Here is a 14,965-nt window from a genome sequence, read left to right as displayed (position 1 = left end):
TCGGCAGCACCGGTGGCGGGGGCGCGGGGCTGTGTCGATTTGCGGCTCCGCCGCGGGGCGCGACCAGCCACGACGGACCGGCACCCCGCAACGAACCGCACCCCGAACGGCGAACCCCGCAGAACTCAAGCCTCAAAAGGCCGCGCCGGCCACTCCGCCTCAGCGGAACGCAACCCGTCCAACCCGCCGGAGGCCCGCGCGGCGGCCAACGACAGGACCCCCACCACCAGGCAGTTGTTGTGCAGCTCTCCCGCCAGCACTCCCCGCACCAGCTCGGCGACCGGCACGCGCGCGTACTCCAGGTCGATCTCCTCGTGCTCGACCTCGAAGCGCTCGCCGTCGGCCTCGGACAGCCCCCGGGCCAGGAAGATCCGGATCGCCTCGTCGCAGCCCCCCGGCGAGGTGTAGACATCGGTCAGCACCCGCCAGTCCTCCGCCTTGACGTGCGCCTCCTCGTACAGCTCGCGCTGGGCCGCGTGCAGCGGGTTCTCACCGGGCACGTCCAGCAGCCCCGCCGGGATCTCCCACAGCTTCTGCCGTACGGGGTGCCGGTACTGCCGGATGAGCAGGACCCGGTCCTCGTCGTCGAGGGCGAGGACGCCCACCGAGCCCGGGTGGACCTGGTAGTCGCGGCCGACCACCGAGCCGTCGGGCATGACCACCTCGTCCGTGCGGACGGAGGTCTTGTTGCCCACGAAGGGGGTCTTCGTCGCCCGGATCTCCCACTCCTCCGGGGTGTCCTCGATCGTCATGCCCTGTCCTTCCCCACGTGCGCAAAAGAAGCCGGGACGCTCGCTCTTTGAATGCGCGCGCCCCGGCCACCGTACAACTGTCGTGCTAGTTGGAACTCTGCCGCTCCACCGCCGCCTTCACCAGGCCGGCGAACAGCGGGTGCGGCCTGGTCGGGCGCGAGCGCAGCTCGGGGTGGGCCTGCGTGGCGACCAGGTACGGGTGGACGTCGCGCGGGTACTCGACGTACTCGACGAGCTTGCCGTCCGGCGAGGTGCCGGAAAACAGGATGCCCGCCTTCTTTTCGAGCTCGGCGCGGTACGCGTTGTTGACCTCGTAGCGGTGCCGGTGCCGCTCCTCGACGTACTCCTTGCCGTCGTACACCTCACGGACGATGGAGCCCTCGGCGAGCTTGGCCGGGTACATGCCGAGTCGCATGGTGCCGCCCATGTCGCCCTCGCCGGCGACGATGTCGAGCTGTTCGGCCATGGTGGAGATGACCGGGTGGCCGGTGGCCGAGTCGAACTCGGTGGAGTTGGCGTCCGGGATGTCGGCGAGGTTGCGCGCGGCCTCGATCACGATGCACTGCAGGCCGAGGCAGAGGCCGAGCAGCGGGATCCTGTTCTCGCGGGCGTACTTGATCGCGCCGACCTTGCCGAGCACACCGCGGTCGCCGAAGCCGCCCGGAATGCAGATGCCGTCGACGTCCTCGAGCTGCGCCTTGGCGCCGGCCGGGGTCTTGCAGTCGTCGGAGGTGACCCACTTGATCTTGACGCGGGCCTTGTTGGCGAAGCCGCCCGCGCGCAGCGCCTCGGTGACCGAGAGGTAGGCGTCGGGCAGGTCGATGTACTTGCCGACCAGGGCGAGGGTGATCTCGTGGTCGGGGTTGTGGACGCGGTCGAGCAGGTCGTCCCAGGTCGTCCAGTCCACGTCCCGGAACGGCAGGTCCAGCTTGCGGACGACATAGGCGTCCAGGCCCTCACCGTGCACGGTCTTCGGGATGTCGTAGATCGATCGGGCGTCGGGGCAGGCCACCACGGCGGCCTCGTCGACGTCGCACATCAGCGAGATCTTGCGCTTGATGGCGGTCGGGACCTCGCGGTCGCAGCGCAGCACGATGGCGTCCGGCTGGATACCGATGTTGCGCAGGGCCGCAACCGAGTGCTGGGTCGGCTTCGTCTTCAGCTCTCCCGACGGGCCGATGTACGGCAGGAGGGAAATGTGGACGACGAAGACGTTGTCACGGCCGACCTCGTGACGGACCTGGCGGACCGTCTCCAGGAACGGCAGCGACTCGATGTCGCCGACCGTGCCGCCGACCTCGGTGATGACGACATCGACCTCGTCGGTCGCCATGCGCCGGATGCGGTGCTTGATCTCGTTGGTGATGTGCGGGATGACCTGCACGGTGTCGCCCAGGTACTCGCCGCGCCGCTCCTTGGCGATCACCGTGTTGTACACCTGGCCGGTGGTGACGTTGGCGGAGCCGTCGAGGTCCCGGTCGAGGAAGCGCTCGTAGTGGCCGATGTCCAGGTCGGTCTCGGCGCCGTCGTTGGTGACGAACACCTCACCGTGCTGGAAGGGGTTCATCGTGCCCGGGTCGACGTTGAGGTACGGGTCGAGCTTCTGCATCACGACGCGCAGGCCCCGCGCCTTGAGCAGCATGCCGAGGCTGGAGGCCGTCAGTCCCTTGCCGAGCGAGGAAGCGACACCCCCAGTGACGAAGATGTGCTTGGTCGTCGTGGCTGTGCTGTTTCGAAAAGCAGCGGTCATGGCCAAGAGGGGGCTCCCGTGGTCGCGATCTGGAGGTGCGGTTCGGGGGTCAGACGCCCACCGGTCCACGGGCTACCAGGGTATCAGCGCCTCGGGGAGATGGCTTCCGGCCACGCTCCGCACACACACGGACACGGACCCGCACGAACGCACCCGCTTCTCACCCGTTGCTCACCCGTTCGGCCCAGCCGCGTTGCCCGGAGCGGCACACAGATCATCTACGTGCGTCGTATCCTGCTCGGACACTCACTGCCGAGCCCGGCCGGAAACTCGGGACCACCCCCACCCGTAAGTGCCGGAACAACGAGAGCTCGTCAGTTCGTTGAGCAACAGTTGTCGTTTTGCCTCACAGCGGCAGGACTGTTTTGCTTCACCGCTCAACGACGCATTACAACGACCCCCTTGACCGCACCAAGCGACAGCCCCCTCTTTCCTTGAGGGGGTGACGTGGCCGTTCGACTGGAGTTGCACGTGGCCGGGCGCATCGAAGACTACGCACTCATCGGAGACATGCAGACCGCAGCCCTGGTCTGCCGGGACGGCACGGTGGACTGGCTGTGCCTGCCCCGCTTCGACTCGCATGCCATCTTCGCCGGCCTGCTGGGCACCGAGGAACACGGCTTCTGGCGGCTCGGCCCCGCGCACGCGGCCGACGCCGAGCCGCCCACCGCGGCCCGGCGCACCTACCGCGGCGACTCCCTGATCCTGGAATCCGAGTGGGACACCTCACGCGGCACGGTCCGGGTGACCGATTTCATGCCCCCGCGTGACGGCGCTCCCCAGCTCATCCGGATCGTGGAGGGCGTCTCGGGCCGCGTGCCCATGCGCTCGGCCCTGCGGATGCGTTTCTCGTACGGCCGTGTCGTGCCGTGGGTCCACAAGCACGAGGGGCGCACGGTCGCGGTGGCGGGCCCGGACTCGGTGTGGTTCGACACCGACTGCGAGACGTACGGCAAGGCCCTGACGACGTACTCGGACTTCACGGTCGCCCCGGGCGACCGGATCGCCTTCACCATCTCCTGGGAGCCCTCGCACAAGCAGCCGCCCCCGCTCCCGGAGCCCGAGCAGTCGCTGGAGGCGACCGAGGACTTCTGGCGCGAGTGGGTCGAGCACTGCACGTACCACGGCCCGTACCGCGAGGCGGTGATCCGCTCGCTGATCACCCTCAAGGCGCTGACGTACGCCCCCACCGGCGGCATCGTGGCGGCCCCCACGACCTCCCTGCCCGAGGACATCGGCGGCGTCCGCAACTGGGACTACCGCTACACCTGGCTGCGCGACGCGGCCATCACCCTGTCCTCGCTGCTGCGCACCGGCTACCGCGAGGAGGCCCGCGCCTGGCGCGAGTGGCTCCTGCGGGCCGTCGCAGGCGACCCCGAGAACCTGCAGATCATGTACGGCATCGCGGGCGAGCGGGAACTGGGCGAGGCCGAGCTGGACTGGCTGCCGGGTTACGAGAACTCCGCGCCGGTCCGGGTCGGCAACGGCGCCGCGCACCAGCTCCAGCTCGACGTGTACGGCGAGGTCACCGAGGCCCTGCACCTGGCCCACATGACGGGCCTGTCGCGCAACGACTACGCCTCCCTGCTCCAGCTCAAGCTGATCCGCTACCTGGAGCAGCACTGGGACGAGCCGGACGAGGGCATCTGGGAGGTGCGCGGCCCGCGCCGCCACTTCGTGCACTCCAAGGTGATGGCCTGGGTCGCCGTCGACCGCACCATCAAGCTGATCGAGTCCGGAGACGCGGACGGCCCGCTGGAGAAGTGGCGCGAACTGCGCGACGACATCCACCGGGACGTGTGCGAGAAGGGCTACGACAAGGAACGCAACACCTTCACGCAGTCCTACGGCTCCAAGGAGCTGGACGCCTCCCTGCTGCTGATCCCGCAGATGGGCTTCCTGCCGCCGGACGACAAGCGGGTCATCGGCACCATCGAGGCGATCCAGCGCGAGCTGTCCACGTCGGACGGCTTCATCCTGCGCTACCCGACCACCAGCGGCGACGAGAACGTCGACGGCCTCCCCGGCGACGAAGGGGCCTTCCTGGCCTGCTCGTTCTGGATGGCGGACGATCTCGCGATGATCGGCCGCGTGGACGAGGCCCGCAAGCTCTTCGAGAAGCTGCTGGCCCTGCGCAACGACCTCGGTCTGCTCGCCGAGGAGTGGGACCCGCGCCTCAAGCGCCAGGTCGGCAACTTCCCGCAGGCCTTCAGCCACGTCCCGCTCATCGACACGGCCCTGCGTCTGACGGCGTCGGGGGCGTACGGCGGCTGAGCCCGCACGAGTTCTTACGAGGCCGTGACGGCCTGCGGCCGAACAGGACCGCGGGCCGCTGCCCGCCTAGGCTGGGACCCATCAGCCCCTGCACGAAAGGGGGCGCCTCATGGCATCCCCGTCGAAGGCGGGCGCGGCACTCTCCGCGCTGCGCGAGGATCTGGCCGGCGACGTGTTCGCCCCGGACGATCCGGGCTACGACGAGGCCCGGACCGTCTTCAACGTGATGATCGACCGCAGGCCCGCGGTGATCGCGCAGTGCGTGGACGAGGACGACGTCGTACGGGCCGTGCGCTTCGGCCGTGACCTGGACCTGCCGATCGCGGTACGCGGCGGCGGGCACAGCGTGGCGGGCATGGCGGTCAACGACGGCGGTCTGGTCGTCGATCTGCGCCACATGCGTGCGGTCGTCGTCAATCCCGCGGCCGAGGCGGCCCGGGTCGCGGGCGGCGCCACGATGAGCGATCTGGACCGGGCCTGCGAGCCCCACCACCTCGCCACCACCGGCGGCCGGGCCTCCACCACCGGCGTCGGCGGCTTCGTCCTGGGCGGTGGCTCCGGCTGGCTGGACCGCTGGTGCGGGCTGGCCGTCGACAACCTGCTCGGCGTCGACCTGGTCACCGCGGACGGCGAGCGCGTCCACGCGAGCGCCGACGAGCACCCGGACCTGTTCTGGGCCCTGCACGGCGGCGGCGGCAACTTCGGTATCGCGACCGCGCTGACGCTGAAGCTGCACGAACTGCCCGAGTTCTCCATCGCCCTGCTGCTGCACCTCCCGGAGTTCGGCCCCGAGGTCACGCGCACCTTCCGCGACGTCATCGCGGCAGGTCCGGACCAGGCATCGGGCGGCGTGCTCTATTTCACCGGCCCGCCCGAGGAGTTCGTACCGCCGCACCTGGTCGGCACCCTCCTGTGCGGCGCCCTGCTGACGTACGCCGGCGGGGAGGCGGAGCTGCGCAAGACGGCCGAGCCGCTGCTGGCACTGCCGCATGTGACGGAGATCGTCGGGGCGATGCCGTACGCCGATGTCCAGTGCATGCTCGACGATCCGCCCGGGATGCGGAACTACTGGTCGGCGGAGTATCTCACCGGCGCGCCGGACGACTTCGTGGACGCGTTCTGCGCCCGCGCGGACGCCCTGCCGGTGCCGACCGGCACCCAGCACGTCCTCTTCCCGCTCGGTGGGGCGATCGCCGACGGGCCACGCGAGTTCCCGGTGCCGTACCGGGACGCGCAGTGGGTCGTGCATCCCTTCGGGATCTGGGAGGACCCGGCGGACGACGAGCGCTGCGTCCGGTGGGTCCGGGACGTACGCACCGAGGTCCAGCCGTGGAGCACCGGCGCGGTCTACCTCAACTTCATCGGCGACGAGGGCGCGGACCGGGTGGTAGCCGGTGTCGGCACCGAGAACACCCGGCGGTTGTCCGAGGTGAAGCGCCGGTACGACCCGGACAACGTGTTCCGCTTCAACCACAACATCACGCCGGCCTGAGCGCCGCCAGCGTGCGTTCGCCGCCCGGGTCCCCCGCCGTCGCGGGCACGAGGGCAATCTCGTCGAGGCCGGCCGCCGCGTAGGCGTCGATCCGCGCCCGTACGGCGTCCGGGCCGCCCACCAGTCCGACCGCGCCCGCGGCCGCCGCGGGCAGGGCCCGCACCAGGGTCTCCCGGTCCGCCCCGCTCGCGGCGAGCGCCACCGCGTCCCCGAACCCGGCCTCGGCGAAGACCTCGCGGTAGCCCGGCACGGTCAGGTATCCGGCGATGCTGCCCAGCACCTGCGCGAGCGACCGCGGGTCGGGGTCGACGGCTGCCGGCAGCCAGGCGGCGAGCACGGGCGACGTACGGCCCGCCTTCCGGGCCGCCGCCGCGTCCAGCTCCGCGCGGAGCGCCCGCACCTGCTCCGGGGAGACCACGTCCAGCAGCATGCGGTCGGCGTGCGCGGCGGCCGTGGCGATCGCCCGCGGCCCGAACGCGGCGACGGTGAGCGGCCCGCCGGGCGGTGGCAGACGGCGGCGGAAGGGGCTGCCGGGCACGACCGGTTCACCCGGAGAAGCGTGCAGAAACCGTCGTACGGCCGCCGCCTGCTCCTCCAGTACGGCGGCGGGCCGCGCCCGGGGCCGGTCGTGCACGCCCTCGACCACCCGCTTGCTGGACGTGCCCAGGGCCACCCCGACCGGGCGGCCGACGAGGGCCGCGACCGAAGCGGCACCGCGGGCCGTGGTGTACGGGTCGCGCACGTTCACCGGGACCGGCCCAGCGGTCAGCGCGACCCGCTCGGTGGCCCGTCCGATCGCGGTGGCGAGGACGAAGGAGTCCCACGTCGGGCCCTCCCCCGCCCACACCTCCCGGTACCCGAGCCGGTCGGCGGCCACCGCCACCCTGAGCGGCTCCTCGACCGGACTGTCGTCCTCCCGTGCCACGGCCACCACACTGAAGTCCATGCGCGGCCGCTACCCCGCCGCCCCACGGCGCACGCCTCGGGTAGCGTCCGGCTCATGGACAGCGGCACGAACAGCGGTTTCGACACCCAGGGCGCCGGGATCACCGTGCAGCGCGCGCTGGAGCTGCCCGGTCTGCGCAGCGGCCTCCCGGAGATCCTCGCGGGCGCGGACCGGCTGCACCGGACCGTGCGCTGGGTGCACGCGGGCGAGGTGCCGAACATCGCTTCCCTGCTGAAGGGCGGCGAGCTGCTGCTGACCACCGGCTACGGGCTCGGCACCCGTCCGGCCGAACAGCGCGCGTTCGTGCGCACCCTGGCCGAGCGCGGCATCGCGGCCCTGGTCGTCGAGCTCGGTCCGCGTTTCACGCGGCTGCCCGCGGCCCTCGTCGACACGGCCCGCACGAACGGCCTGCCGCTCGTCCAACTGCACCGCGAGGTGCCGTTCGTGGCCGTCACCGAGGAGATCCACACCGAGATCGTCAACGGCCACTACGCGCTGCTCCAGCGGGCCGAGGAGGTGCACCGCCGCTGTACCGACGCCCTGCTGGGCGGTGGCGGCATCCCGCAGGTCCTGGGCATCCTGGCCGACTTCAGCGGCAACCCGGTCTTCCTGGAGACGACGGACGGGCAGCTCCTGTACGCGGCCGGGGAGGGCCCCGAGGGCGCCGACCCACTGCAGGTCTGGGAGGGGCTGCGGGGCCAGCACAAGGACACCCCGCCGTCCGGCTCGGCTCTCGTGGACGTGCCCGGGGGCGGGCCCGGTGCGGGTTCGGTGCGGGCGCGGCTGGTCCTGCTTCCGGTACGGGCCCCGCTGGCCCCCGTGCACCGCATGGCGGCCGAGCGCGCCGCGGGCATCCTGGCCGTCGTCCTGATGCAGGCCCGCCAGGAGGAGGAGCTGGCGGCCCGCGGCCGCGGCGACTTCCTGACCGACCTCGCCGAGGGCCGCATCACCCCTGAGGACGCACCGGCACAGGCGCGTGTGCTGGGCTTCAAGCCGGGCGCCGGCCCGCTGCTGCCGGTGGTGATGCGGCTCGGCGACGCTCTCTCGCCCGGCGGGGGCTGGGCGGTGCTGGCCCGGGCGGTCTCCGAGGAGCTGGCCTCGGTCGGCGTGCCGGTCCTGCTGGGCGTGCGACCCGTCGAGGGCCGGGTGCTGGTCCTGCTCGGTCTGCGCTCGGAGTCGGAGCGGTCGGCGGTCGCGGACCGGGTCGCGGCGGCGCTGCGGGCGGGCGTGGAGCGGGCCGGGATGCAACGCCCGGGCGCCCAGCCACCGGTCGTGGTCGTCGGAGTCGCCGGCGGCTGGGCGGCGGCCTCGGCGAGCCTGCGGCACGCGGCCGAGACGGCGACGGCGGCGCAGGGCCTGTCGGACCGCCCCTGGTACGACGCCCGGCGCCTCGACATCGACCTGCTGCTGTGGCGGCTGCGCGACCACCCGGACCTCGCGGCCTTCGTGGACCGCGCCATCGGCCCGCTGCGCGCCCACGACGACCGCTCCAAGCCTCCTTTGCTGCCGACCCTGCAGACCTATCTGGCGCACGCGGGCCGCAAGGCGGAGACGGCCCGTGAGCTCCACCTCAACCGGCAGACCCTCTACAACCGCCTCGCCCGCATCGGCGAGTTGCTGGGCACGGACCTCGACGACCCGCAGACGGTACTGGCGTTGAGCCTGGCGCTGCGGGCACGCCGGCTCGTGCCCTAGCTCGTCCCGGGCGCCCTTTCAGATGAGCGGCAGGGGCTGGGTCAACTCGTCGTAGACACTGAGAACTTGCGCCACGGTCTCGTCCTCGGTCGGCCAGGTCGCCGCCTGTCGCACCCCTCGCTCCTTCAGCAGCTCCCGGCGCTCGGGATCACCGAGCAGCCGTACGACGGCGGCTGCGAGCGCCTCCGGGTCGCCGTACGGGACGAGTTCGGCCGCGTCGCCGACGAGTTCGGGGATGCCGCCGACCTCGGTCGCGACGAGCGGCACGCGCGCGTGGAGGGCCTCCTGGGCGAGCACCGAGCGCGCCTCCCAACGGCTGGGCAGGAGCGCGAGATCGGCGGCGGTGAGCAGTTCGGAGATGTCGTCGCGCCGTCCGAGGAGCCGAACCGGCAGCCCCTCGTCCTCGATACGGCCCTGCAGGACCGCCCGCAGCTGTCCCTCCCCCGCGACGACGACCAGGGGCACGGGGTCGAGAAGGCGCCACGCGCGGGTGGCGTCCAGCAGCGTCTCGTAGCCCTTGTGCCGCTCCAGGGCGCCCACCGCCACCAGCAAGGGCCGCCCGATGGCACCGAGTTCGGCCCGCACCTTGGGCCGCAGCCGGTCGGGATCCTCCTGCTCGACGACCGCGCGCGACCCGGGCAGGGCGACGGCGGCGAGCCGCGCGTCCCGGGCGCCGGTCCTGCGGGCCCGGTCCACGAGCGCGGAGGTGGACCCGAGCACCACGGAAGCCGCCTTCACGACCCGCCGTTCCAGAAGGCGCACGAAATGGGCCCGCGCCCCCTCGGCGTACGCCCGGTCGTGCCAGGTGACGACGAGCGGGGTCCGGCGCCCGCTGAGCGCGAGCACGGCGCGGAACGAGGCGTGCAGCCCGTGCGCATGTACCAGATGGGCGTCCGCGCACGCCGCCCGCAGCACGGCCACGGAGGTCGGGTCGCTGCTGCGCGGCACGTGCACGTGTTCGGCACCGGCCCCGGAGAAGTCGTAGGAGCGATCCGCCTCAGCCGGGGCGCACACCGTGACCCGCACGCCCCGCGCCACGAGCCCCGAGGTCAGGGAGCGCACATGCGCGCTGCTGACGGCATTGCCTCCGCCCAGCACCTGCACGGTGCGCAGCGGCGACTGGCCGTGCGGTGAGTGGCTGCTCACGGGGGTCACGTGGCCGGGCTCCTGGTTCGGGTCGGGCGGTCACGAGGAAACGTACAGAAGGTGCCGAGCGGAGGGGTGTACCGCGCGCTTCCTACGCGTGATGGGTTCTCTGCCAAGGATGCCAGGACGTACGGGTGTTCCGTGCATGCGGCGAATGGGGGAAGGGTGTGTGCGGCGAGTCGGGGTCACTCACAAGAGTGACGGAACCCCTCTTCCGACCTGAAGACGGCCCACAGCCGACACACGACTCACCTGATCCCCGCAGACAGCCGCGGCGACCACTGCGGCAGCGTGCAGAAGGAGCCCCGCCCTCCCGTTTCCGGCGACGACAGCCGCTCCCAACGCCGCCCCCAGAGCGTGCGCCCCCGCATCCCCGATCATCACGCGCTCGGAGAGGTCGTCCGGCAGCACGGCGACCGCCGCGCCCACGGCCACGGCGGCCAGCTCCGACCGCACCATCCCGGGCACCCCGAGCACGACCACCGCACCGGCCGCCCGACCGGGCCGTACATCCACGAGGTTGACGAGGTGCGCGGCCCCGGCGATCACCACACCCGCGAGCGCCCTGTCGACGACCCGCTCCTTCATCAGCGCGCCCGCGACCAGCCCGGCCGCCGAGATCCCGAACAACTTGACGGCCCCACTGGTGACTTCGCCGTCCCGCAGCGCGCCCAGATGTGCCCGGAACCCCCGCCGGTGGTCCCCGGCGAGGTCGTCGTACGCCCCGCAGAGCCCGGCGACCGCGACGGCCATCCCCGCGGCGGGCCATACCCGTCCCGCGCCCAGGGCCACCGCCAGGGCGGCCGCGGGCCCGGCGTACAACTCGACCGACCGCCCGGCGTAGTTCTTCCGCTCCCACCGCTCCCGCCCGCCCGGCGCCCTGGCGCGCAGGGCGGCCATGCCGGCCCGCGTCAGGGCGGCGGTGAGTCCCAGGGACGTACCCCTCACGCGTCCGCCCTGGCGGTGGCCAGCAACTCCTCCGCGTGCGCCCGGGCCGTCTCCGAGTCCTCCTGCCCGGCGAGCATCCGGGACAGCTCGCGCACCCGCTCCTCGCCCTCCAGCACCTTCACACCGGAGCGGGTGACGGACCCGTCGTTGGTCTTCTCGACCAGCAACTGCCGGTCGGCGAAGGCCGCGACCTGGGGCAGGTGGGTCACCACCACGACCTGCGCGGTCTTCGCGAGCCGCGCGAGGCGCCGCCCGATCTCGACCGCCGCCTTGCCGCCGACGCCGGCGTCGACCTCGTCGAAGAGATAGGTCGGCACCGGGTCCGTCCCGGCGAACACGACCTCGACGGCCAGCATCACGCGCGAGAGCTCACCGCCGGACGCGCCCTTGGCGATGGGCCGCGGCGGCGCACCCGGATGCGGGGCGAGCAGCAGCTCGACCTCGTCCACGCCGGCCGGTCCGTAGGCGACCGCGCGCCCGCCGACCTCCACGCCGTCCGGGTCCTCGGTCTGCCGGATGGCGAAGGACACGCGCGCGTGGGGCATCGCCAGCGACGCCAGCTCTGCCGTCACCGCCGCCGCAAACCTCTCCGCGGCCTCCGTTCGCGCATCCGTCAGCGCCTGCGCCAGCCCGCCCAGTTCGGCCCTGAGCGCGTCCCGCTCGGCGGTCAGCTCGTCGATCCGTTCGTCGTCGCCGTCCAGTTCGGTGAGTCGCGCGGCACTCTGCTCGGCCCACGTGATCACGGCGGCCACGTCCTCGCCGTACTTCCGCGTCAGCGCGGTGAGCGCGGCCCGCCGCTCCTCGACCGCCGACAGCCGCAGCGGATCGGCGTCCAGGTCGTCGGCGTATCCCGCGAGCTCCCCGGCCACATCACCCAGCAGGATCCCGATCTCCCCGATCCGGTCGGCGAGCGCGGCCAGGGCGGGATCGTACGACCGCACGGCCTCCAGAGCCCGCTGAGCGCCCGCCACGAGCGTCGCCGCGTCGATCCCCTCGGGATCCTCGGGGTTCCCGGCGAGGGCGGAGTGCGCGGCCGTGGCCGCGGACGACAGCGCCTCGGCATGTCCCAGCCGCTCCGCCTCCTCCGCCAGCTCGACGTCCTCACCGGCCCGTGGCTCCACTCCGGCGATCTCGTCGAGCCCGTACCGCAGCATGTCGGCTTCCTGGGCCCGCTCACGCGCGCGCGTGACGATCTCGTCCAGCTCGACGGAGACGGCCCGCAGCCGCCGGTAGGCCTCCGTGTACTTGGCCAGCGGCACGGCGACGGCGTCCCCCGCGTACCGGTCGAGCGCCTGGCGCTGCCGGTTCAGCTTGAGCAGCCCCTGCTGGTCGGTCTGCCCGTGGACGGCGACCAGCTCGTCGGCGAGCTCCGCGAGCACTCCCACGGGCACCGACCGTCCGCCCAGATGCGCCCGGGACCGCCCTTCGGCGGAAACGGTACGGCTGATCAACAGCGCCCCGTCGTCGAGCTCCGCCCCGGCCTCCTCGGCCCGTACGACGACGGAGTCGCCCGGGGACACGGTGATGCGCCCCTCCACGACCGCCTTCTCGGCCCCGATCCGCACGAGCGCCGCGTCAGCCCGCCCACCGAGCAACAGCCCCAGGCTGGTGACCACCATGGTCTTGCCCGCACCCGTCTCACCCGTGACAGCGGTGAACCCGGGCGACAGCTCGACGACGGCGTCATCGATGACTCCGAGCGACCGTATCCGCATCTCTTCCAGCACGGTGAAGACCTTACGAGGTCGGGCGGACGAGATGCGAGGCCCCCTGTCACTCGGGCGAGTGGAGGTTTTTCAGGGGCGCGGGGCTGTATCGATGTGCGGCTCCGCCGCGTGGGCGCGAGAAGCCCCACCGGCTCGCAGCCGCCCACGCTCCGCAACCACCCCCCACGGTTGGCTAGTGAGGCGCCCCCCGCCACCCGGAAACCGGCAACGCGAACTTCGCCACAAGCCGATCCGTGAACGAAGCGTGATGCAGCCGAGCCAGCCGCACCGGCACAGCCCCCCGCCGCACCTCCACCCGAGCCCCGGGCGGCAACTCGAACGTCCGCCGCCCGTCACACCACAACACCCCCGGCGGAATGTGCGGCAACAACTCCACGGCCAGCACAGAGTTCGGCGAAGTAACCAACGGCTTCGCGAACAGCGCGTGCGCGGAGATCGGCACCATCAGCAGCGCCTCCACCTCGGGCCAGACCACAGGTCCGCCCGCCGAGAACGCGTACGCCGTGGACCCGGTGGGCGTGGACAGCACGATCCCGTCACACCCGAAGCCCGTCACCGGCCGCCCGTCGATCTCCAGCACGACCTCGAGGAGCTTCTCGGCACCCGCCTTCTGCACGGCGGCCTCGTTCAGAGCCCAGTCCGTGTGGACGATGTCCCCGTTCCGGTGAACGACGACATCGACGGTCATCCGCTCCTCGACCTCGTACGCCTTGGTCACCACCCGGTCGACAACCTTGTCGAGATCGTCCCGCTCGGCCTCCGCGAGGAATCCGACACTGCCGAGGTTGACGCCGAGCATCGGCACCCCGGACGCGCGGGCGAACTCGGCGCCGCGCAGCAGCGTCCCGTCACCGCCGAGCACGATGAGCAGCTCGCACCCTTCGAGACACTGCGGAGTAGCCTCCTTGACCAGTTCCACCTCGGGCGGCAGCGGCAGGTCGGCGGCCTCGTACTCCAGGACGCGCACGCCGATCCCGGAGCGCATCAGCCCCTTCACCACCAGCTCGGCACTGCGAATGGCCGCGGGCCGCCCGGTGTGGGCGAGCAGGAAAACAGTACGAGCTCGGTTCTGGCTCAACGCGGCCCCTCCGCCACTGCACGGTCGACATCGGCCGGGTCCAGGGCGGGGGCCCCGGCACGCAGCCACAGAAAGTATTCGACATTGCCCGAGGGTCCGGGCAACGGACTGGCCGTGACACCCTTCACTCCGAGCCCGAGTTCCCCCGCCTTCTCGGCCACTCCGCGCACGGCCTCCGCCCGCAGCTGCGTGCTCCGTACGACTCCCCCGCTGCCCAGCCGTTCCTTCCCCACCTCGAACTGCGGCTTCACCATCATCACCAGATCGGCGTCCGGCTTCACGCACCGCACCAGGGCGGGCAGTACCAGTCCGAGCGGGATGAAGGACAGGTCCCCCACGACAAGATCCACTGGTTCCCCATCGATCGCTTCGAGCGTCAACTCGCGTACGTTCGTACGGTCCTTGACGGTGACGCGTTCATCGCTCTGAAGAGACCACGCGAGTTGTCCGTAACCGACGTCGACGGCGACCACGTGCGCGACCCCCGCCCGCAGCAGCACATCGGTGAAGCCGCCGGTGGAGGCGCCGGCGTCCAGCGCCCGCCGCCCCTCGACGGCCAGTCCCTGCGGCACGAACGCCTGAAGGGCACCCGCGAGCTTGTGCCCGCCCCGGGACACGTAGTCGGGATCGCCGTCGTCGCTCTGCACCACGATCGCGGCGGCCGTCTCCACCTGGGTGGCGGGCTTGGTCGCGACGGTCTTGCCGACGGTGACCCGGCCTGCCGCGATCAGCTGGCTGGCGTGCTCACGCGAGCGCGCGAGCTTCCGCCGGACCAGCTCCGCGTCCAGCCGACGGCGTGCGACTCCTGCCACGTTCGGTTCAGCTCCTAGTGCCATACGAGAGTGAGGGCGCCCTCTGGTCGTACGAGGGTGAGGGCGCCGGAGGTCCCGGGCGGGCGTCGAGCGCGGTGAGCGCGTCGCGCAGCCCCCGGTGTACATCCTCGTACACCTCCATGTGCCCGTCCGTGGCGAGGTGGTCGGCGTCGCCGAGCCGCTCAAGGCGGGCGTCGACCTCGGCGTCGCCGGTGGGGGTGCGGGGCACCTTCAGCGGCGCGGGGGCAGCGGGGTCGTGCTCGGGGTCGACCGCGACCTCTTGTGAAGGCTCTGGAACAGCGTCGCTCATGCCCAGACGCTACCTCGAACCGCTGGGGTACCGTC

Annotated in this window: 12 protein-coding genes; 3 read left to right on the top strand and 9 right to left on the bottom strand. The window is 72.2% G+C overall.

Annotated elements, in window-relative coordinates:
• Positions 1-125 precede the first annotated feature (125 nt).
• Complete coding sequence (locus RKD20_RS34585; protein ID WP_424881137.1) at positions 126-752, bottom strand: NUDIX domain-containing protein; 627 nt, start codon at positions 750-752, stop codon at positions 126-128.
• 85 nt (positions 753-837) lie between these two features.
• A complete protein-coding gene (locus RKD20_RS34580; RefSeq protein WP_020117892.1) occupies positions 838-2,502 on the bottom strand; it encodes a CTP synthase in 1,665 nt (554 codons plus the stop codon).
• Positions 2,503-2,973: 471 nt separating this feature from the next.
• On the opposite strand from RKD20_RS34580, the gene RKD20_RS34575 reads away from it, so the two are divergent.
• Complete coding sequence (locus tag RKD20_RS34575; protein ID WP_424883387.1) at positions 2,974-4,776, top strand: glycoside hydrolase family 15 protein; 1,803 nt, start codon at positions 2,974-2,976, stop codon at positions 4,774-4,776.
• Positions 4,777-4,885: 109 nt separating this feature from the next.
• Entirely contained in the window at positions 4,886-6,268 is a 1,383-nt protein-coding gene (locus RKD20_RS34570; protein WP_424881136.1) for an FAD-binding oxidoreductase, read from the top strand.
• Here the strand turns inward: RKD20_RS34570 and RKD20_RS34565 are convergent.
• Positions 6,255-7,214 (bottom strand): LLM class F420-dependent oxidoreductase, encoded by a 960-nt coding sequence (locus RKD20_RS34565; protein WP_424881135.1) that lies wholly within the window; start codon positions 7,212-7,214, stop codon positions 6,255-6,257. The genes RKD20_RS34570 and RKD20_RS34565 overlap by 14 nt on opposite strands.
• A gap of 54 nt (positions 7,215-7,268) precedes the next feature.
• Here RKD20_RS34565 and RKD20_RS34560 point away from each other — a divergent pair, with 54 nt between their 5' ends.
• Positions 7,269-8,909 (top strand): PucR family transcriptional regulator, encoded by a 1,641-nt coding sequence (locus tag RKD20_RS34560; protein WP_424881134.1) that lies wholly within the window; start codon positions 7,269-7,271, stop codon positions 8,907-8,909.
• Between the two features lie 18 nt (positions 8,910-8,927).
• Here RKD20_RS34560 and RKD20_RS34555 read toward each other — a convergent pair whose 3' ends face one another.
• The 6 genes from RKD20_RS34555 to RKD20_RS34530 form a co-directional block, all read right to left on the bottom strand.
• On the bottom strand, positions 8,928-10,064 hold the full coding sequence (locus RKD20_RS34555) for a glycosyltransferase family 4 protein (RefSeq protein ID WP_424881133.1): 1,137 nt from the start codon (positions 10,062-10,064) through the stop codon (positions 8,928-8,930).
• Between the two features lie 180 nt (positions 10,065-10,244).
• Positions 10,245-10,955, bottom strand: a complete 711-nt coding sequence (locus tag RKD20_RS34550; protein ID WP_424883386.1) for a hypothetical protein — start codon at positions 10,953-10,955, stop codon at positions 10,245-10,247.
• A gap of 44 nt (positions 10,956-10,999) precedes the next feature.
• Positions 11,000-12,718 (bottom strand): DNA repair protein RecN, encoded by a 1,719-nt coding sequence (recN, locus tag RKD20_RS34545; protein WP_424883385.1) that lies wholly within the window; start codon positions 12,716-12,718, stop codon positions 11,000-11,002.
• A 184-nt stretch (positions 12,719-12,902) separates the two neighbouring features.
• A complete protein-coding gene (locus RKD20_RS34540; protein ID WP_020117900.1) occupies positions 12,903-13,808 on the bottom strand; it encodes an NAD kinase in 906 nt (301 codons plus the stop codon).
• A complete protein-coding gene (locus RKD20_RS34535) occupies positions 13,805-14,620 on the bottom strand; it encodes a TlyA family RNA methyltransferase (RefSeq protein ID WP_424881132.1) in 816 nt (271 codons plus the stop codon). The genes RKD20_RS34540 and RKD20_RS34535 overlap by 4 nt, the downstream gene beginning before the upstream one ends.
• Before the next feature lie 7 nt (positions 14,621-14,627).
• Entirely contained in the window at positions 14,628-14,930 is a 303-nt protein-coding gene (locus RKD20_RS34530; RefSeq protein ID WP_424881131.1) for a hypothetical protein, read from the bottom strand.
• Positions 14,931-14,965 lie beyond the last annotated feature (35 nt).

The organism is Streptomyces sp. SLBN-8D4 (assembly GCF_049739545.1).
Classification (GTDB): Bacteria; Actinomycetota; Actinomycetes; order Streptomycetales; family Streptomycetaceae; genus Streptomyces; species Streptomyces canus_C.
The sequence above is the reverse complement of the archived record's forward strand: the minus strand, read 5'-3'. Positions and strand labels throughout refer to the sequence as shown.